The sequence below is a fragment of the Pseudomonas sp. NPDC089741 genome, from assembly GCF_044748825.1.
GTDB lineage: Bacteria > Pseudomonadota > Gammaproteobacteria > Pseudomonadales > Pseudomonadaceae > Aquipseudomonas > Aquipseudomonas helmanticensis.
Window position 1 is genome coordinate 126,906 of the sequence record NZ_JBIVGT010000006.1, and the last position, 18,207, is coordinate 145,112.

Annotated in this window: 15 protein-coding genes; 9 read left to right on the forward strand and 6 right to left on the reverse strand. The window is 60.3% G+C overall.

All coding sequences use genetic code 11. The features are described from left to right. The 4 genes from ACIPZE_RS09075 (at position 1) to ACIPZE_RS09090 (ending at position 3,227) form a co-directional block, all read left to right on the forward strand. Entirely contained in the window at positions 1-471 is a 471-nt protein-coding gene (locus tag ACIPZE_RS09075; RefSeq protein ID WP_283436646.1) for a YbjN domain-containing protein, read from the forward strand. Continuing rightward, positions 468-1,409, forward strand: a complete 942-nt coding sequence (locus ACIPZE_RS09080; protein ID WP_400772509.1) for a peptidylprolyl isomerase — start codon at positions 468-470, stop codon at positions 1,407-1,409. The genes ACIPZE_RS09075 and ACIPZE_RS09080 overlap by 4 nt, the downstream gene beginning before the upstream one ends. Positions 1,410-1,558: 149 nt before the next feature. After that, positions 1,559-2,536 carry a LysR family transcriptional regulator gene (locus tag ACIPZE_RS09085; RefSeq protein ID WP_129393349.1) on the forward strand — a complete coding sequence of 326 codons (978 nt, stop codon included), beginning with the start codon at positions 1,559-1,561 and terminating at the stop codon, positions 2,534-2,536. 172 nt (positions 2,537-2,708) lie between these two features. Continuing rightward, positions 2,709-3,227 carry a GNAT family N-acetyltransferase gene (locus tag ACIPZE_RS09090; RefSeq protein ID WP_283436643.1) on the forward strand — a complete coding sequence of 173 codons (519 nt, stop codon included), beginning with the start codon at positions 2,709-2,711 and terminating at the stop codon, positions 3,225-3,227. 1 nt (position 3,228) lies between these two features. Here ACIPZE_RS09090 and ACIPZE_RS09095 read toward each other — a convergent pair whose 3' ends face one another. Beyond that, positions 3,229-3,921: an aspartate/glutamate racemase family protein gene (locus ACIPZE_RS09095; RefSeq protein ID WP_283436642.1), complete on the reverse strand. Its 693-nt coding sequence runs from the start codon at positions 3,919-3,921 to the stop codon at positions 3,229-3,231. 207 nt (positions 3,922-4,128) lie between these two features. Here ACIPZE_RS09095 and ACIPZE_RS09100 point away from each other — a divergent pair, with 207 nt between their 5' ends. Next, positions 4,129-4,620: a hypothetical protein gene (locus ACIPZE_RS09100; RefSeq protein WP_283436641.1), complete on the forward strand. Its 492-nt coding sequence runs from the start codon at positions 4,129-4,131 to the stop codon at positions 4,618-4,620. A 304-nt stretch (positions 4,621-4,924) separates the two neighbouring features. Here the strand turns inward: ACIPZE_RS09100 and ACIPZE_RS09105 are convergent, their stop codons facing one another. Then, positions 4,925-5,146 (reverse strand): cbb3-type cytochrome c oxidase subunit 3, encoded by a 222-nt coding sequence (locus ACIPZE_RS09105; protein WP_283436640.1) that lies wholly within the window; start codon positions 5,144-5,146, stop codon positions 4,925-4,927. Positions 5,147-5,161: 15 nt separating this feature from the next. Continuing rightward, the gene (gene ccoN, locus ACIPZE_RS09110) at positions 5,162-6,589 is read right to left on the reverse strand and encodes a cytochrome-c oxidase, cbb3-type subunit I (RefSeq protein ID WP_129393361.1); all 1,428 of its coding nucleotides are present in this window, start codon (positions 6,587-6,589) and stop codon (positions 5,162-5,164) included. Between the two features lie 347 nt (positions 6,590-6,936). On the opposite strand from ccoN, the gene ACIPZE_RS09115 reads away from it, so the two are divergent. The 3 genes from ACIPZE_RS09115 (at position 6,937) to ACIPZE_RS09125 (ending at position 10,398) form a co-directional block, all read left to right on the forward strand. Continuing rightward, the gene (locus ACIPZE_RS09115) at positions 6,937-8,610 is read left to right on the forward strand and encodes a nitrite/sulfite reductase (RefSeq protein ID WP_283436639.1); all 1,674 of its coding nucleotides are present in this window, start codon (positions 6,937-6,939) and stop codon (positions 8,608-8,610) included. Further along, positions 8,607-9,086 carry a DUF934 domain-containing protein gene (locus tag ACIPZE_RS09120; protein WP_400772513.1) on the forward strand — a complete coding sequence of 160 codons (480 nt, stop codon included), beginning with the start codon at positions 8,607-8,609 and terminating at the stop codon, positions 9,084-9,086. The genes ACIPZE_RS09115 and ACIPZE_RS09120 overlap by 4 nt, the downstream gene beginning before the upstream one ends. Before the next feature lie 340 nt (positions 9,087-9,426). After that, positions 9,427-10,398, forward strand: coding sequence for a hypothetical protein (locus ACIPZE_RS09125; protein WP_400772515.1), 972 nt, complete (start codon positions 9,427-9,429; stop codon positions 10,396-10,398). A 104-nt stretch (positions 10,399-10,502) separates the two neighbouring features. Here the strand turns inward: ACIPZE_RS09125 and ACIPZE_RS09130 are convergent, their stop codons facing one another. Next, positions 10,503-12,863, reverse strand: coding sequence for a tetratricopeptide repeat protein (locus ACIPZE_RS09130; protein WP_400772517.1), 2,361 nt, complete (start codon positions 12,861-12,863; stop codon positions 10,503-10,505). Between the two features lie 212 nt (positions 12,864-13,075). Here ACIPZE_RS09130 and ACIPZE_RS09135 point away from each other — a divergent pair, with 212 nt between their 5' ends. Beyond that, positions 13,076-13,753 (forward strand): DUF3313 domain-containing protein, encoded by a 678-nt coding sequence (locus ACIPZE_RS09135; protein WP_283436635.1) that lies wholly within the window; start codon positions 13,076-13,078, stop codon positions 13,751-13,753. A gap of 172 nt (positions 13,754-13,925) precedes the next feature. Here the strand turns inward: ACIPZE_RS09135 and ACIPZE_RS09140 are convergent, their stop codons facing one another. Together ACIPZE_RS09140 and ACIPZE_RS09145 are read right to left on the reverse strand one after the other, a co-directional pair. Then, a complete protein-coding gene (locus ACIPZE_RS09140; RefSeq protein WP_400772519.1) occupies positions 13,926-16,430 on the reverse strand; it encodes a fused MFS/spermidine synthase in 2,505 nt (834 codons plus the stop codon). A 187-nt stretch (positions 16,431-16,617) separates the two neighbouring features. Further along, entirely contained in the window at positions 16,618-18,204 is a 1,587-nt protein-coding gene (locus ACIPZE_RS09145) for an arylsulfatase (RefSeq protein ID WP_129393386.1), read from the reverse strand. Between the last annotated feature and the right edge of the window lie 3 nt (positions 18,205-18,207).

Here is an 18,207-nt window from a genome sequence, read left to right on the forward strand (position 1 = left end):
ATGACTCAATTGATCTCCCACGTATCGCCAAAATCCCTGACCGAAGTCCTGCAAGCCGCCGGTTATCGCGTTAACGAAACCGAGCAGAACGGCATCGTCCAGCTGCTCAGCGCCAGCCAGGGCATTGGTTACGCCGTGCGTTTCGGCAATGCGGCGGTGGAGCAGGGCAGCTACGTCGACTTCACCTTCAGCTGTGCGCTGCGCGTGCAGGGTGAGTTGCCGCAGGGTGTGGCCGAGCAGTGGAACGCCACGCGGCGTTTCGCGCGGTTGTCGTTGCAGGGCGAGTTTCTGGTGATGGAAATGGACGTGGTGGTGGCCGCCGGTGTGAGCAACGATCACCTGCGCGGCAATCTGGAATTGTGGGATCGCCTGTTGCAGGAATTCATCGTTTATCTGCGTGATTTCACCCAGGCCGGTGCAGCGCAAACCGCGAAAGTCGCGGTGGCCGAAGAAGAGGAAGTCGCGCTGTGAAAAAGCCTGCCATGGTGATCAGCGCCGCTGCGGTGGCGCTGTTGGTGGTGGCCGTGGCGCTGGTGGTGCGACCGGGCAATGACCCGGTCGCCGCCCAGCAATCGTCGCCGCTGGCGGCGGTTGCCGGCGGGCCGGCGCTGGCACGGTTGGGCAATCAGCAGGTGACGCCGGAGGAGTTGCAGGCGTTGCTCGCAACGGTTCCAGCCGAGACCCGCGAACAATTGCGCGGTAATCGCCAAGCGCTGGAGCGCTGGATCCGTACCCGTCTGGCCGAGAAAGCGGTGCTGGAGCAGGCCGATGCGCAAGGCTGGGCGCAGCGCCCGGACGTGGCGCGGCAAACGCGTGCAGCGAGCGAGCAGATCGTCTTTCGCGATTATTTGCGTTCGGTCAGCGAGGTGCCGGCGGAGTACCCGAGTGCCGCCGAGTTGCAGCAGGCGTATGACGCCGGCAAAGCGAACTGGCAGACCCCGGCGCTGTATCGGGTCAGTCAGATTTTCCTCGGCGTGAGTGATCCTCAGGCTGTTGAAGCGGTGCGCAAACAGGCTGCCGAATTGAGCAAAAAAGCTCAGGCGACGCCGGCGGAATTTGCTGCACTGGCGACTCAATATTCGCAGGATCGCGTCACTGCTGAACGCGGCGGTGATAGTGGGCTGCAACCTTTGCAGCAATTGGTGCCGGAAGTGCGTGGCGCCGTGGCACGGCTCAAGGTCGGTGCGGTTTCCGATCCGCTGCAAAGTGCTGCCGGTTTCCACGTGATCAAACTCACCGAGCAACAACCGGCGCGCACTGCGACCCTCGATGAACTGCGCGATCAACTGACCCAGGCCTTGCGTGCGCAACGTCAGGAGCAAATCGCCCAGGCCTACCTGGACGGCATGCTCAACACCGCAACGCTGAGCATTGATGGTGCTGAACTGAACAAAGTCCTCGGCAACTGACACACATTGCCCCCTGTAGGAGTGAGCCTGCTCGCGATAGCGGCCTGTCAATTGACATTGACTTACCTGACCCACCGCTATCGCGAGCAGGCTCACTCCTACAGGGGAGCTGCGTAACGACAAATACAAAGATCGACAGGGAGTCATCGATGTCATTCACCGAACCCGCAGGACGACAGGGCAGCGCCGAGTATCGCTGGGCGCAGGACAAGGGCGATTCCTGGCTGATACAGGCTGCCGCGATCGATGGCGATATTGCGCAGTATTTTCTGGTCAGCGCCCGCTGTGGCTGTTTCATGCAGGCGGCGCGTAGCCTCAATGTGCGTTCGACCCTGCTGCGCAAACAGCTGGCGCAACTTGAGCAGGAACTCGAGCATTCACTGTTCAGCTTTCAAGGCAGCGCCTTGAGCCTTACCCGTGAAGGCCAACAACTGCAGGCCAAACTCGTCGCGCTGGCCAACGAACGCAAACTGCCGGTGATCGAACAACCCTTGATTCGCCTCGCCGTCGCCGAGTCGATCCTGCACGACATCCTCGGCCGCGACCTCATCGCACTGCTGCGCCGCAACGCCAGCGTGCGCCTGGAAATCATCGCGCTGGACAGCGAACTGTCGCTGCGTGCAGTGAGTGCCGACATCGTCCTGTGGCTAGCCCACGGCGATACGCCTTACCCCGGGCCGACGTTCGCCATTGGCAAACCGCAGCGCCTGGCGAAGCTTGATTACCTGCCACACATCGCCAAGCGCTACTCCCGCGTCACCGCACGCCCGGACACCCCCGACGACCTCGCTGACTTCATGCTGGTGCAATGGCAGCACGACCGGCAGATCGACAGCTTCCGGCCGTGGAATGAATTGGTCGAACAGCGTCTGGCCGGGGTGGTGCAGATGCAGTCCTACGAATTGATGCTGGAGATGATCCGCTGCAGCGCCTGCATCGGGTTGTTGCCGGCTTACATGAGCCGCTTCGATCGGGGCCTGATCGCGCTGCCGGGGCTGTTCGCTGAACCGATGCAATTGCAGGCCTGGCTGGCGGTGAATGCCGAATCGCAAGAGATCGCCGAAGTGCAAACCCTGCTGGACCTCATCCACCACACCTTCAACGAACGCCACGAATGGTTCGAATAACCACCCCTGTAGGAGCTGCCGCAGGCTGCGATCTTTTGATCTGTTTTTTCTAAAATTAATAATCAAGATCAAGATCAAAAGATCGCAGCCTGCGGCAGCTCCTACCGTTTGTATGTGTTGAGGTGGGCGGTTTAGAGTGGACGGCCACACATCGATCCAGGAAGGATCAGCCATGCCTGAGCACAACCCCGCCATTCACCTCGAACGCTTCAACGAATCGCACATCGAGGGCATCACCGCGCTCTACAACGATCCGGCCGTGGCACGGCAGGTGTTGCAGATGCCGTTCCAGTCCACCGAGGTCTGGCGGCAACGCCTGCTGGCAGACAATGAACGCGCGGTGAAACTGGTGGCGCTGCATCAGGGCGTGGTGATCGGCAATCTCGGCCTCGAAGCCCACTCGCGGATGCGCCGGGCGCACGCCGGCAGTTTCGGCATGGCGGTCGCGGTGGCGTGGCAGGGCAAGGGTGTCGGTTCGACGTTGCTGGCCGCCGCCCTCGACGTCGCCGACAACTGGATGAATCTGCACCGTGTCGAACTCACGGTCTATGCCGATAACGAAGCGGCGATCGGTCTCTATCAGAAATTCGGCTTCGAAACCGAAGGCCTGTTCCGCGACTACGCCGTGCGCGACGGGCACTGGGTCGACACCCTGAGCATGGCCCGCCTGCGCACTCGTGCGAAAACCTGAGTCAGTCGCCGAGCGCGAACGCCACCGCCGACTGCGCATGCAGCTCGGTGGTGTCGAGCAGGGGCAGGGCGCTGTGTTCAGGTTTGATCAGCATGCCGATTTCGGTGCAGCCGAGGATGATTGCCTGGGCGCCACGCGCGGTCAGCGATTCGATCACCCGCTGATAGATTTGCCGCGACGGTTCACTGATCACACCGACACAGAGTTCGTCGTAGATGATCCGGTGCACCTCTTTGCGCTCGGCTTCGTCCGGCACCAGTACCGTCAAACCCTGAGCGATCAGGCGTTGCTTGAGGAAATCCTGCTCCATGGTGAACGCCGTGCCAAGCAGGCCTACGGTGCGCGCGTCAATGGCCAGCGCGGCGTGTGCAGCCGGTTCGGCAATGTGCAGGAATGGGATACTGATCGCCGCCTGAATCTGCTCCGCCACCTTGTGCATGGTGTTGGTACACAGCACCACACACTCCGCACCGCCGGCTTCAAGGCTGCGCGCGGCCTTCACCAGAATCGCCGCCGCATCATCCCAACGCCCGGCGTGCTGAGCCTGTTCGACCGGGCCGAAGTCGACGTTGTACATGAGCATCTGCGCTGAGCGCAGCGGGCCGAGACGATCCCGGACCTGTTGGTTGATCAGGCGATAATATTCGGCGCTGGACTCCCAGCTCATGCCGCCGATAAGGCCGATGGTGCGCATTGGATTTCCTCTGGCAAATGTCGGTGTCGAACGTTCAGCTCTGCCCGCAGTTTCCTTCTGTTCGCGGTGCGATGCCAGCGGCCACTGACTGTACCGTCGATCTTTCACTCAGGTGTGCTGCTTCAGCGCGATTCGCAGCTTAAACGTACGCCGTGACCGGGATCTGCCACTATTACGCTTCGCAGGTCCTTTACGAGGAACACCGCAATGAACGACGTACAGCAACTGGGCGAGATGCTTCGTCACTATGCCGAAAGTGAAGCGCACAAGAAGCAACTGTTCGAAACGCAATCCGCGGCATGGGCCACACGGATTACCGCGCTGTTCGGGGAGATTCAGCAATGGCTGGAACCGGTGCAGGCACCGAATCTGCTGGAGGTGAGCCGCGAGGCGTATGTTGCGTTCGGGCCGAGTACGCCGGTGGAAACTTCGACCTTCAAAACAGAAAAGCTGAGCATTGTGATTGCCGGCAAACCGGTGGAGTTCGTGCCGGATGTGATGGGCAGCGCGGGGCAGATCTCCCTGGCGGTGATGGGCCTGACGGCAGCGCGCTATGGCAGCATTTCACTGGTCGGCCTGCCAAATGGCGAGTGGCAGTGGCGCAAGACCAATGGCCTGAAGGATCCGGATACATTTGCCTTTGATGCGAACTTTCTGGCGCAGCAGTTGCAGAGTTTGATTCCGCGCGAGCGCGGTTAAGATCAAGAGCTTACCCCCTCACCCCAACCCTCCCCCCAGGGGGGAGAGGGGGAAAGGGAGCCGATTGGGGGATGGCCAAAACTTGAATTCGACTTGATATTTCAGGTCGGTGTAACTCGAATGATCAACTCGCTCAGTTCCCTCTTCCCTCCGCGGACGATGGGGAAAGGGAGCCGATCTTCATTGGTTTTGAGATTGCATTCACCTTGGATATTTCAGGTCGGTGTAACTCGAATAATCAACTCGCTCAGTTCCCTCTCCCTCTGGGAGAGGGCTAGGGTGAGGGCAGCCCACCTGACACGCCTCACATCTCCAGATTGATCCAGCCCGGCTTCGCCACCTCCGGCGCCACCGCTTTCACCGGTTTACCCGTGGCCAGCTCAACCCGCCGTGCCACCTCCGGGTCATCGGCAAACGGCACCATGCTCGCCTCATCGAGGCTGTCCGCCGTCTCGCGCCGCAAGCAGTACTCGACCGCCAGCCACAGAAACACCACGCCCAGCACATTGAAAAAAATATCCGTCACGTCCGGCTCCCTGCCTCAGGCGATCTGCGCTTCACGGTGGGCCAGCGCCACGTCGGCAACCCGCACCGTGCGCCAGACGTTGTAAGCCATCAGCAACATCCCGGTGAGGAAGAACACCCCGCCGGCAAAGCGCACGATGAACCCCGGATGACTGGCCTGCAGCGCTTCGACAAACGAATAGGTCAGCGTGCCGTCTTCGTTGATCGCCCGCCACATCAGGCCCTGGGTGATGCCGTTGACCCACATCGAGGCGATGTACAAAACGGTGCCAATGGTTGCCAGCCAGAAGTGCAGGTTGATCAGCGGCGTGCTGTACATCTGCTCGCGGCCAAACACTTTCGGCACCATGTGATAGGTCGCGCCGAAGGTGATCATTGCCACCCAGCCCAAGGCGCCGGCGTGCACGTGGCCGATGGTCCAGTCGGTGTAGTGGGAGAGGGCGTTGACGGTTTTGATCGCCATCATTGGCCCTTCGAATGTCGACATGCCGTAGAACGCCAGCGACAACACGAGGAAGCGCAAAATCGGGTCAGTGCGCAACTTATGCCAGGCACCGGACAGGGTCATCATGCCGTTGATCATCCCGCCCCAGCTTGGTGCCAGCAGGATCAGCGACATGGCCATGCCCAGCGATTGCGCCCAGTCCGGCAGCGCGGTGTAGTGCAAATGGTGCGGGCCGGCCCAGATGTACAGGGTGATCAGTGCCCAGAAGTGCACGATCGACAACCGGTACGAATACACCGGCCGATTGACTTGTTTCGGCACGAAGTAATACATCATCCCGAGGAACCCGGTGGTGAGGAAAAAGCCCACCGCGTTGTGCCCATACCACCACTGCACCATCGCATCGGTGGCGCCGGCATACACCGGATACGACTTGAACCAGTCGACCGGGATCGACAGGTGATTGACCACATGGAGCATGGCGATCACCAGAATGAACGCGCCGAAAAACCAGTTACCGACGTAGATGTGTTTGGTCTTGCGCTGCACCACGGTGGTGAAGAACACCACGGCATAGGCGACCCAAACGACGGCCATCCACACCGCGCCGGAGAACTCGATCTCGGCGTATTCCTTGGTGGTGGTGTAGCCCATCGGCAAGGTGATCAGCATAATCACGATCACCGATTGCCAGCCCCAGAAGGTGAACGCGGCGAGGGTGTCCGAATACAGCCGCACCTGGCAGGTGCGCTGCACCGCGTAGTAACTCGCAGCGAATTGTGCGCTGCCGGCGAAGCCGAAAATCACCAGGCTGGTGTGCAAAGGGCGCAAGCGGCCGAAAGTGGTCCATGGCAGGTCCAGGTTCATCTCCGGCCACACCAGTTGCGAGGCGATCAACACGCCCATCGCCATGCCCACCACACCCCAGAAAATCGTCGCAATGACGAATTGGCGGACGACCTTGTAGTTATAAGCCTGTCCGATTGTTGCTGTGCTCATCGTCAGTTCATCCACGGTTGCAAAGTCTTGCCAGGCCACCCGGTCTGGCATGAGCTGCACTGTAGAAACCCCGCCGGAAACAAAACAGGCTCAGGAATTGTTCATTTGTGCGGATCAGATTGAAGTGCTGGCTGCGGCGTTCTGCCGCGCCCTGATATGGTTTTTATGACTTCAGGTGAATCTGTAACGTGCTGCGCCGTTCGGCCATAGTCTGGGAAAATTCTGTGGGAGCGAGCCTGCTCGCGAATGCGGAGTGTCAGACAACAAATCCGTTGCCTGACACTCCGCATTCGCGAGCAGGCTCGCTCCCACAGTTTTGATCCGTGATCAATTCTGATGAGGTGTGCATGTATCAATACGATGATTACGACCGGGCGCTGGTGTTCGAGCGCGTCGCGCAGTTTCGCGATCAGGTCGAGCGCTTCATGGCCGGGGAATTGAGCGAAGAGGAGTTCCTGCCGCTGCGCCTGCAAAACGGCTTGTACCTGCAAAAACACGCGTACATGCTGCGGGTGGCGATTCCTTACGGCACACTCAGCGCCGAGCAGATGCGCACATTGGCGAGCATTGCCAGCGATTACGACCGCGGTTACGGCCACTTCACCACGCGGCAGAACATGCAGTTCAACTGGATCGAACTGGCCGAGGTGCCGGACATCCTCGAACGCCTTGCTCAGGTCAACATGCACGCGATCCAGACCTCCGGCAACTGCGTGCGCAACATCACCACGGAAGCGTTTGCCGGGGTTGCGGCAGATGAGCTGATCGACCCGCGACCGCTGGCCGAGATCCTCCGGCAGTGGTCGACGATCAACCCGGAGTTCCTGTTTCTGCCGCGTAAATTCAAGATCGCCATCTGCTCGGCGAAGCAGGATCGCGCGGCGATCATGATGCACGACATCGGCCTGTATCTTTACCCCGCTCGCGACGGGCAAATGCTCCTGCGGGTGATCGTCGGCGGTGGTTTGGGGCGTACGCCGATCCTCGGTTTGCAAATCCGCGAAGGTTTGCCGTGGCAGCATCTGCTGTCGTACGTCGAGGCCGTTTTGCGCGTGTACAACCGTCATGGCCGGCGCGACAACAAGTACAAGGCGCGAATCAAGATTCTGGTCAAGGCACTCGGCATCGAGGCGTTCGCCAGGGAAGTCGAAGAGGAATGGCAGCACCTCAAGGACGGTCCGGCGCAGTTGACCGAGACTGAATACCAGCGGGTAGCCAGTGCCTTCGTACCGCCGACTTACCGCGTGCTGGCCGACACCGATCTGGATTTCGGCACGCGCCTGGCCGAGAGCCCGGCGTTCGCGCGTTGGGTCGCGCGCAATGTGCAGCCGCACAAGGTGGCGGGTTACACCAGTGTGGTGCTGTCGACCAAACCGGGCATGGCTTCGCCGCCGGGGGACGTCACCGGTGCGCAGATGCTGGCGGTGGCCGACTGGTCGCAGCGTTTCGGTTTCGGCGAGATTCGTATTGCCCACGAGCAGAACATCGTCCTGCCGGATGTGCCGAAATCCGAACTGCATGCCCTGTGGCAATTGGCGTGCAAACACGATCTGGGCAGCGCTAACGTCGGCTTGCTCACCGACATCATTGCCTGCCCCGGCGGCGATTTCTGCGCCTTGGCGAATGCCAAGTCGATCCCGATTGCCCAGGCGATCCAGGCACGTTTCGATAACCTCGATTACCTGCACGACTTGGGCGATATCAGCCTGAACATCTCCGGTTGCATGAACGCTTGCGGTCATCACCACATCGGCAATATCGGCATCCTCGGCGTCGACAAGAATGGCAGCGAGTGGTACCAGATCACCCTGGGCGGCGCACAGGGCAAAAACAGTGCGCTGGGTAAAGTGATCGGCCCGTCGTTCAGCGCCGCCGAGGTGCCGCAGGTGATCGAGCGGATCATCGGCACCTTTGTCCGTTATCGCGAGCACGAAGAATTGTTTGTCGACACCGTCGCGCGGATTGGCCTCGAGCCGTTCAAGGAACGGGTCTACCCGAAGACGCTGGAGGCAATGGCATGAACAATTTGCTGCGGCTGGAGCAGGGTGTGGCGCGGCTGGTGCACGATGATCCGTGGACGCTGGTGCGTGATCCTTTGGCGGCCAGGCCTTCGGGGCTGCAGATTTTGCCCCTGGCGCATTGGCTGCAATCGCCCGCGACCCACGCCGTGTGGCTCGGCCCGGAGGATGACGTGGAAAGTCTGGTGCCGTGGCTGGGTTCGTTGCCGCTGATCGCGCTGGATTTCCCGAGTTTTCGTGATGGTCGGGCGTATAGCCAGGCCTATCTGCTGCGCAGTCGGTTCGGCTGGACCGGCGAGTTGCGCGCGATTGGCGATGTGTTGCGCGATCAGCTCAGCCACATGCGCCAGTGCGGTTTTGACAGTTTTGCCGTGCGTGAGGACAAGTCTGCCGAGGATGCACTGAAGGGGTTGGCTGGCATGAGCGTACTCTACGGCCGCTCAGTCATCGAACCACGCCCACTGTTCCGAAGACGCTGACGCTTTAAAAGATCGCAGCCTGCGGCAGCTCCTACAGGGGTCATGCCGTGCTTTTGTGGCGAGGGGGCTTGCCCCCGTCAGGCTACGAAGTAGCCTCTGTCCCCGGTACATGCGGTGTGTCAGTCATTTGACAGCAACCGGGTTTGCGACTGCTGCGCAGCCGAACGGGGGCAAGCCCCCTCGCCACAGAGGTTTTATGTCGTTATTACGCACCGGGGAAACCCTTAGAAACCTCATGGATTGGGCATTTTCCCTTGGGTCAGTGATGGCCTTTTGGTAGAGTCGCCGTCGCCAGCGGGTTTTCGGCTGGACGATGGAACCGAAGAAGGGAGTCTGATCAGTGAGTCCGGGCAAAAAAATCCTCGGTCTCACAGCATTGCTGTTAATGGTGACGCTGTGGGCCAGTTACTTTTATGTGTTCAAGGAAAGCCGCGACGGTCAGCTCGGCGCTGCCGGCGAAAGTACCGCGTGGTGCGGCACGCCGCCGTCCAACGAAGCGGCGTTGCTGGGCAAGGATCAACTGACCTTGCGCGTCACCAACAACCTGCGCGGCGAGTTCATGCTCAGCGGTTCGCTGGTGGTCTCCGAACGCACCTTCAACCGTTATGACCTCAGCCGCAACGAACTGCGCCTGCGTCTGGAACCGTTGCAGTGGACCTACGGCGCCACGCCGATCTTCCTCGAACAAGTGAAGCTCCAGCCACTGAGTCGCAACCTCTCGGCGACCAACAAAAGTGCCTACACGCAACTCGAATCGCGCCCGATCGGCGTTCAGGGCCAGGTCAGCGAATTCCCGTTCGACACTTATCGCTACGGCTACAAACCGGTGCTCTATTACCTCAAGGGCAGCGAACGCATCGACCTGCGTTTCAAGAACATCACCACGCTGATGGAGATGTCCAATACTTTCACGCCGATCCAGAAGTACAACCGCGTCGATTACATCAACGAGCAAAACCCGATGATCCGCGACGAAGATTACAAGGCCTACGGGCCGCACGAATGTGCCTTCAGCGTCGAGCGCAAAGGTTCGTTCAAGATGGTCGTGCTGATGCTTCTGCTGGTGCTGTGCCTGCCGCTGATGCTGGTGTTCTATCGCGACGCGCCAGGGATCGACTTCCTTGCCACACTGGTCGGCGTTGCCGTGGTGCGCGGGCTGTTGATCGGGCCGGTGCAGGACTTCCAGCTGTACAACATCGATTTCCTGTTTGGCGCGGCGATATTGATGGTCGGCACGGTGTCGCTGATCAAGGCGATGCGCATCCACAGCCGCCGCGAAATCGCCCTGCGCAGCGGCGAATCCTCCTGGTAAACCCCATACCCCTGTAGGAGCTGCCGCAGGCTGCGATCTGTTGATCTTAAAGACCAACATCAACAGATCGCAGCCTGCGGCAGCTCCTACAGGGGGGATGTGGGTTATTTCAGCGCGGGATCGCCCATGTTCATTTTCTTCCAGCCCTGCAGCAGTATTTGTGCCTTGGGTTCCTGCCCACTGTCGAGATACCACTGGATCAGCGACAACCGTGCATTGCGGTTCGCCGGTTGCGCCTTGAGCAAGCCTTCGAGGATGGCGCAGGCCTCATCGACCTTGCCACTTTCATGCAGCGCCACCGCCAGCACATACCCGTACTGGGCGTTCTGCGGCTCCAGTTGCGCGGCTTTGCGCAGCGGTGCCATGGCCTCGCCAGCCTTGCCGGCGCGGATCAGCGATAACCCTTGAGTGTGCTGCAACAACGCTGCGTCCGGGTGTTCCTTGAGGCTGTCAGCCAGCAGTTTTTGCGCTTCACCACCGCGACCATTGCTCTCCAGCCATTGCACCAAAGTCACCAGCGCCGGGTAGAAGTCCGCATCGCGCTTGAGCGCCGAGCGCAGCAAGCCTTCAACCTCGCCACTGCGGCCACTGGCCTGATAGAGCATTGCCAGGTTCAGATTGGCTTCGGCGCGTTCCAGCAGGCTTTTCTGTACCGCCTCGTATTCGCCAATTGCCGCTTGCCAATTGGCTTGCGCAGTGCCCAGGCCATTACGCGCGACACTGAGCAGATCCCGCGCGGCAACAATGCGCACGGCTTTCACCGGATCGGCCAGCAGCGGTGTCAGCAGCGGCGCGCGTTCCGGTGGCGGAAGGAACGCACTGATCGCCCGCACCGCACTTTCGCGAACCTGTGGCTGCGGATTTTTCAGGTCCTGTGTCGCCAGTTTCAAAGCCTGCTCACTTGGATACAGCGGCAGTTCCGCGAGCAACGTTGCGCGCTGGATTGCCGGCAGATCGCTGCGTTGTAACTGCTGATATAGCGCGTCGGCAGCGCCGGGCTGGCCATTACGGATCAGCCACAGGCTTTCGTCGTAGCGCGGCGCCTGCGCCGCGGTGGAGGCGCTCCACAGCTTGAATTGCGCGGTGACCTTGTCGCCGGCCTTGCCCTGGTGACAGGCCAGGCAGGCGTCCGGCGTACCGAGCTTCTGCGCGCGTTCCGGGTTGGGAATGCTGAAGCTGTGGTCATGCCGGAAGTCGTTGCCCATGTAGAACTTGCCGGGCATGTGACAATCGACGCACTGCGAACCGGGTTGGCCCATGGTGTGACGGGTGTGTTCGATGGAGTCGTAGTTCTTCGCTTGCAGGCCTTTACCGTCAACGCCTTCGACCGAAGTCTTGCCGGCCGTGTTGTGACATTGCAGACACACCGCGTTGCCCGGTGCTTTCAGTTCGCTGCTGTGCGGGTTGTGGCAATTGCTGCAACGCACCCCCTTGTCGAACATTTTGCTTTGCAGGAACGAGCCGTGTTCGAACACTTCATCCTTGATCTTGCCGTCCAGCGCATACAGTTCGCGGGTGAGGGTGCTTGGCAGGTAATCGTCCATCAAGCGCTTGCCGACCGTGTAGCCATCGCCCAGCGGCGCGCGCCGCGCATGGCAGCGGGCGCAGCTTTCGATTTCGACCGTGGCGTTTTTATCCTTGAGATCGACGTCGAAACCCTGATGGATCAAGTCGGTTTTTTTCGCCGTCCATTCGAGGTGATTGGACGCCGGTCCGTGACAGGCCTGACAGCCGACACCGAGACTGTTCCACTGGCTGTTGAACGTGTTGCTCGCGGCATCGAAATGGCGCTTGAAGCCGGTGGTGTGGCACTCGACGCACATGAAGTTGGCGTTCTGGCTCGGCTTGCTCCAGTGCAGCGGATTCTTGAAGTTGACGCCCTGGCCGGGATAGAGGTGGAACCAGCGATGCTTCTCGGTATCCCACGCCACACCGAGCGCCTGCAAGCGGCCTTCGCCGACCTCGATCAAGTATTGCTGCAACGGTGCAATGCCGAAGGTGTAGGCGACTTTAAAGTCGGCATTCTTGCCGTCGATGCCTGGCGTATTGACCCAGAACTGATCGCCCTTGCGCGAGAAACGTGTGGTCTCGTTTTCGGCTTTGAAGGTGATGTTGTTGAAATCGCCGAGCATCGTTTCAGCGTTCGCCGGCTGCATCGCCAACTGGTGATGCGAGCCTTGCCAGTCTTTGAACTGCTCGGTGTGGCAGCCCTGGCATTGTTGTTCGTCGACCATCGTTGCCGGTTGCAGTGCGACCGGTTGCGGCTTGGGCGGCGTTGGTGCCGGCGCACTGATCGGCGCCACCTTGGTCGGCTTTGTCGCCGGAGCCGGGCTGAACAGAAACCAGCCGATCCCCGCCACGGCGGCCAGCAGCACGCCAATGGTGATCGGGAACAGATACTTTGATAGTGGAGATCGAGTCGAATCAGGGTCAGGTTGTGCTGCTTTATTTTTATGCTTGGGCATTGCGACTTCCGTAGTCCAGGTGCATTTGCCGACTGGCGTGCGTTCAAGCTCGGTGCAGCTTTGCCGGATGACCGGCGTCTGTCAAATGACGGTTGTGATCTGTCGCTCAGGCTTGCGTGAATTTTGTAATTTGCAATCGCAAATGCTGAGGTTTTAGCTATACCTGTAACTCCCCCAGGCAAAGTTTTCGGCCTTCTGACAGGAGTTACAGCATGAAGCTAGCAGTAATGATGGGCACGCTGTGTTTTGCCACCCTCGCCGTAGTGGGCTGCTCCAGCAAAACCGTCGACCCGAAAGAGTATTCGGGCTTCCTCAAGGACTACAGCCAACTGAAGGAGGCCAAGTCACCGTCCGGTGCCGAGGTGATGCGCTGGATGGACCCTAAATTCGACATCAACAAGTACACCAGTGTCTACATCGAACCAAGCCAGCTCTATCCCAAGCCGCAGCCGACCGCGAAGATTCCGCAGCAGACCCTCAACGGCATCACCAGTTACTACGATCAGGCACTCAAGCGTGAAATCGGCAAATCGTTGCCGCTGGCCACCGGCCCCGGCCCTGGTGTGATCGTGGTGCGTCCGGCCATTACCGCCGTCAGCAGCAAGACCGAAGGCCTGCATGCTTATGAAGTGATCCCGATTGCGCTGGTCGCTGCCGCCGTCAGTACCGCCAGCGGCATCCGCGATCAGGAAACCACCCTGGCCACCGAGGCGGTATTCCTCGATGGCGGCAGCAACAAGGTCGTGGCGCAGGTGGTGCGCAAAGGCACCGGCAAGCCACTGGAAAATGACTCGCAGGTGATGAAGGCCAGCGATGTCAAAGCGGTGATCGACGGCTGGGCGGTGGATATGCACCAGATGTATCTGAAGCTCAAGTCCGAATCCAAATAACCACACCCCCATGTAGGAGCTGCCGCAGGCTGCGATCTTTTGATCTTGCTGTTCAACAGATCAAAAGATCAAAAGATCAAAAGATCAAAAGATCAAAAGATCAAAAGATCGCAGCCTGCGGCAGCTCCTACAGGATTGGTTTATCAGGTTCATCGGTGGATCAGGCGCTGATTCATTGCCCGGTAAACCAGCGGAAATACGGATTCGCACCCTCCCAGCGCATCACCTCGCGCATGTCCCGTCCCCACGCATCCCGATCGCCGTCATACGCATGCAGGCTCGCCCGGTAAAATTGCATCAGACGCTGGCGATGGGTTTCCATGCGCTCGTTGAAGCCGGCATCGGCATTCACCAGCGGCGGCGCCTGATACAGGTCCAGCAACGCTGGCAGCACTCGCGTGATCTCCTTGCTGCGCACCCACGGCGCGTATTCGATGCGCGGCTGATCATCGGTCACCGCCAGGGCATCGGCGGCAAAGCGTTCAAGCCCGGCGCGATCAGTCACCCACGTCGCGAGCAGCGCAGCGGCCGAGCCGATGCCGACATCCTGCAAGGTGCTGCGTACGCTGTCCTGCTGGAATCGTGCGGTGATTTTCGCCGCGTCGAGTTGCATCGGCTGCATTGAGCCGACCAGCAACATCTCGTGGAACTCGCTGGTCCACAGCGAGGCGTACGGGAACACGTCAAGGAAACTGCGCACCAGCGAACGCGAGTCGTCGATGTTCTGCGTCGGCAGCGGCAGCCATTGCGCGACGATGCCTTGTTGCTCCAGACGACTCGCCGCTAACTGGTAGAAGTCGCGTGAATACAGATTGACCACGCCGGCGGCGGAGGGCGGTGGTGGTTCAAGGGTGATCAGGTCGTAGGCTTGCGTGCTGCGCAGCAGTTCCTGCCGACCATCGCGCAGGCGTACCTCGACGCCGGGATCGCTGGCGGCGTTGAAGTTGCCTTTGAACAGTGGCGCAGCCTTGACCACCGACGGCAGCAATTCGGCGACCACGCGGTGCTCCAGCCCGGGATAACGCAACATCGCACCGGCGGTTATACCGGTGCCGAAACCGATCACCAGCGTCGAGCGTGGCTCACCGTTGTGAATCAGCAACGGCAGCAAGGCTTGCACGCGCATGTAGCGCAGTGATGGCATGGCATCACCGGTGTTCGACACGCCTTGAATATACAAACGGTGGAAGGTGTTTTCGCCGCGACCTTGAGCCACCACCGCCACGGTGCCGCCGCGACCCTCTTCGTAAAACGAAAGAGTGCCGTTGCGCGCGCCGGGCAACAGGCTGGCGAGTTTGTCGACCGGGGTCAGCAGCGCCAGTGCCACCGAGACCAGTCCCAGTGCAACGACGGCCTGGCGCCGGCCTTTCTTGACGTGGTGTCCCTTGCGCACGGCGAAGTAGCCGATGCCCGCCGCGACAATCGCCAGCAGTCCCAGCGTACGCACCAATCCCAGCAGCGGAATCAACAGGAAGCCGCAAAGCATCACGCCGATAATCCCGCCCAAGGTATTGAAAGCCACCACCGCGCCGACATCACGGCCGACGCGCTCATGACCAACACTCAGGCGCAGGGCCAGCGGGAATGCCGCACCGAGCAGCAACGTCGGCACAAATACGATGCTCAGCGCCGCTACGCCAAAGCGTGCACTCATGCCGGCCAGCTCACTGGCGCCGAGACCCAGCAACCACATTTCCGCCTGGCTTTGCGCGATCACCAGCCAACGCCCAAGCACAGCGATCTCCAGCAGTGCGATCAGCCCGGCGCCGGCAATCAGCAAACCGAATACGCCCCATGGGTCGCGGATGCGCTCAACGCGACGCGCAAGCAGGGCACTGCCGATAAATAACCCGGTCAGATAAGTCGCCAGCACCACGGCAAACGCATAAGTGCGCGTGCTCATGAACTGCACGATCGACTGCGACCAGACCACTTCGTAGCCCAGCGCTACGCCGCCAGCGATTGAGTACAACCAGAGTGCAGTGCGATCCGGGGCTTTTTCCGCGTGATGTTTGACGTGGGTGGTCACTGGCAGCGGATGTTGCCGGGCAAACCATAACGCGCCGACGGCAGCCAGCAGGTTGAGCATCGCTGCAAACAGCGCGCTGCCGCGTACACCGAGGGTGGCGATCAACACGAACGCAGCGAGCAACGTGCCGACAATCGCGCCCAGCGTGTTCGCCGCATACAACTGACCGCCGGTCTTGCCCGGGTCCGTCGCCAGCGCACGCACCAGCACCGGCAGCGTACCGCCCATCAATACCGCCGGAATGCCCACCAGGGCAAACGGCAGCAGCCACGCGAGGATGCCGACGTGGCCTTGCAGCCAGGCAAACGTACTGGCCGCCAGGCTCATGGCAAACGTCGCACCGACGCCGAGAATCGCTACCAGCACTTCCAGCCCGGCATACAGCAACGCTGGCTGCTGCAAGCGATCGGCCCAACGCCCGAACAGCCAGCCACCCATCGCCAGCCCTGCGAAAAACGCGCTGATGCCGGTGGTGATCGCGTAGACCTCGACGCCGACCACCAGCGACAGTTGCTTGATCCACAGCACCTGATAGACCAATGCTGCCGCACCGGAGATGCACAGCAGCAGGGCGGGAATCAGCAGTGCCGCAGTGGCGGTGTGCGGGACGGGTACGGCCGACGACTTGCTGGCGATACGTGAAGACATGCGAATTGCCTTATACAAAATGACCGACCGCACACCCTGTAGGAGCTGCCGAAGGCTGCGATCTTTTGATCTTGTTTTTTTAGAATCAGGATCAAAAGATCGCAGCCTGCGGCAGCTCCTGCAAGGGTTACGGCCGGTTTGGGATAGAGGCCGCCCGCCGGTGAGGGCGGGCGGCAGTCTTGCGGTCTTACTGTGCAGGTTGTGCTTTCATTTTTTCGGCGATTTTCGCGTCTACCGCAGCACGGATCTGGTCAACACTGAAGCTGGCCGGTCTCTGGCTTGGCGGGTATTCGACAAAGGTCTGCAGGAACGCTGCGGACTTGCCTACGGCCATCTCGGTCAGATAAACGTTTTTCGTCGTCCAGTCGTAATACTGGTCCGAAACGATATCGGCACGTTCATACGGGTCCATGCGCAGGTTGAAGATTTTCGGTACGCGCAGGCATACGAACGGCTCGCTCCAGACTTTGAAACCGCCCGGTGCACGCTGTTCGCAGAATACGGCTTTCCAGTTGCCGAATCGCATCGACACCAGCACGCCGTCATCGTTGAAGTAGTAGAACTCCTTCCGCTCACTCTTAGGGCTCTGGCCGGTCAAGTAAGGCAGTTGGTTGTAGCCGTCCAGATGCACTTTGAAGTTGGTGCCGCCGGAAGTCGGCGCCCAGCCCTTGAGCAACTTGTTCGCCACATCGGTTTCACCGGCAGCCGCAAGCAGCGTCGGGAACCAGTCGAGACCGGAGAACAGCTCGTTGGACACTTCACCCGGTTTGATTTTACCCGGCCAGCGAACCATCGCCGGCACCCGGTACGCACCTTCCCAGTTGGAGTTCTTCTCGTTGCGGAACGGCGTGGTCGCCGCGTCCGGCCAGGAGAACTGGTTCGGGCCGTTGTCGGTGGTATAGACGACGATGGTGTTGTCGGTGATTTTCAGGTCGTCGAGGGTTTTCAGCAGTTTGCCGACGTCGCCGTCGTGCTCGACCATGCCGTCCGCGTATTCGTTGCCGGGCATGCCGCTCTGGCCCTTCATCGAATCACGCACGTGGGTGAACAAGTGCATGCGCGTGGTGTTCATCCAGACGAAGAACGGTTTGTCCGCCTTGGCCTGTTTCTCGATGAACGCCTGTGCAGCAGCAGTGGTTTCGTCGTCGATAGTTTCCATGCGTTTGGCGGTCAACGCGCCGGTATCTTCAATCTTGCCGTCGGCAAAACTGTGGATCACACCACGCGGGGAGGTTGCCTTGACGAAGTCGGGGTCATCCTTGGGCCAGTATGGACGCTCCGGCTCCTCTTCGGCGTTGAGGTGATACAGGTTGCCGAAAAATTCATCGAAACCGTGGTTGGTCGGCAGGTACTCGTCCTTGTCGCCCAAGTGGTTCTTGCCGAACTGACCGGTGGCGTAGCCTTGGGACTTGAGTGCCTGGGCGATGGTGATATCGCGCTTTTGCAGGCCCACGGGGGCGCCCGGAATGCCGACTTTCGACAGGCCGGTACGCAGTGGCGTCTGTCCGGTGATGAACGAGGATCGCCCGGCCGTGCAACTGTTCTCCGCATAGTAATCGGTGAACATCATGCCTTCTTTGGCGATGCGGTCGATGTTCGGCGTTTTGTAGCCCACAACGCCCATCGAATAGGCGCTGATGTTGGTCTGGCCGATGTCATCGCCGAAGATCACCAGAATGTTGGGTTTTTCAGCCGCTGTGGCAGTTGCCGACAGCGCCATCACCGAGGTTGCCACCAGGGCGAATTTCGGTAGCCACTTGCGTATGCGAGTCATCTG

Excerpts from the sequence above, each read along its gene's own strand:
- ccoN (WP_129393361.1), bottom strand. The coding sequence starts at position 6,589 with ATGAGCACAGCAACAATCGGACAGGCTTATAACTACAAGGTCGTCCGC.
- ACIPZE_RS09120 (WP_400772513.1), top strand. The coding sequence starts at position 8,607 with ATGAACAATTTGCTGCGGCTGGAGCAGGGTGTGGCGCGGCTGGTGCAC.
- ACIPZE_RS09085 (WP_129393349.1), top strand. The coding sequence starts at position 1,559 with ATGTCATTCACCGAACCCGCAGGACGACAGGGCAGCGCCGAGTATCGC.
- ACIPZE_RS09115 (WP_283436639.1), top strand. The coding sequence starts at position 6,937 with ATGTATCAATACGATGATTACGACCGGGCGCTGGTGTTCGAGCGCGTC.
- ACIPZE_RS09140 (WP_400772519.1), bottom strand. The coding sequence starts at position 16,430 with ATGTCTTCACGTATCGCCAGCAAGTCGTCGGCCGTACCCGTCCCGCAC.
- ACIPZE_RS09135 (WP_283436635.1), top strand. The coding sequence starts at position 13,076 with ATGAAGCTAGCAGTAATGATGGGCACGCTGTGTTTTGCCACCCTCGCC.
- ACIPZE_RS09145 (WP_129393386.1), bottom strand. The coding sequence starts at position 18,204 with ATGACTCGCATACGCAAGTGGCTACCGAAATTCGCCCTGGTGGCAACC.
- ACIPZE_RS09075 (WP_283436646.1), top strand. The coding sequence starts at position 1 with ATGACTCAATTGATCTCCCACGTATCGCCAAAATCCCTGACCGAAGTC.
- ACIPZE_RS09130 (WP_400772517.1), bottom strand. The coding sequence starts at position 12,863 with ATGCCCAAGCATAAAAATAAAGCAGCACAACCTGACCCTGATTCGACT.
- ACIPZE_RS09100 (WP_283436641.1), top strand. The coding sequence starts at position 4,129 with ATGAACGACGTACAGCAACTGGGCGAGATGCTTCGTCACTATGCCGAA.
- ACIPZE_RS09090 (WP_283436643.1), top strand. The coding sequence starts at position 2,709 with ATGCCTGAGCACAACCCCGCCATTCACCTCGAACGCTTCAACGAATCG.
- ACIPZE_RS09095 (WP_283436642.1), bottom strand. The coding sequence starts at position 3,921 with ATGCGCACCATCGGCCTTATCGGCGGCATGAGCTGGGAGTCCAGCGCC.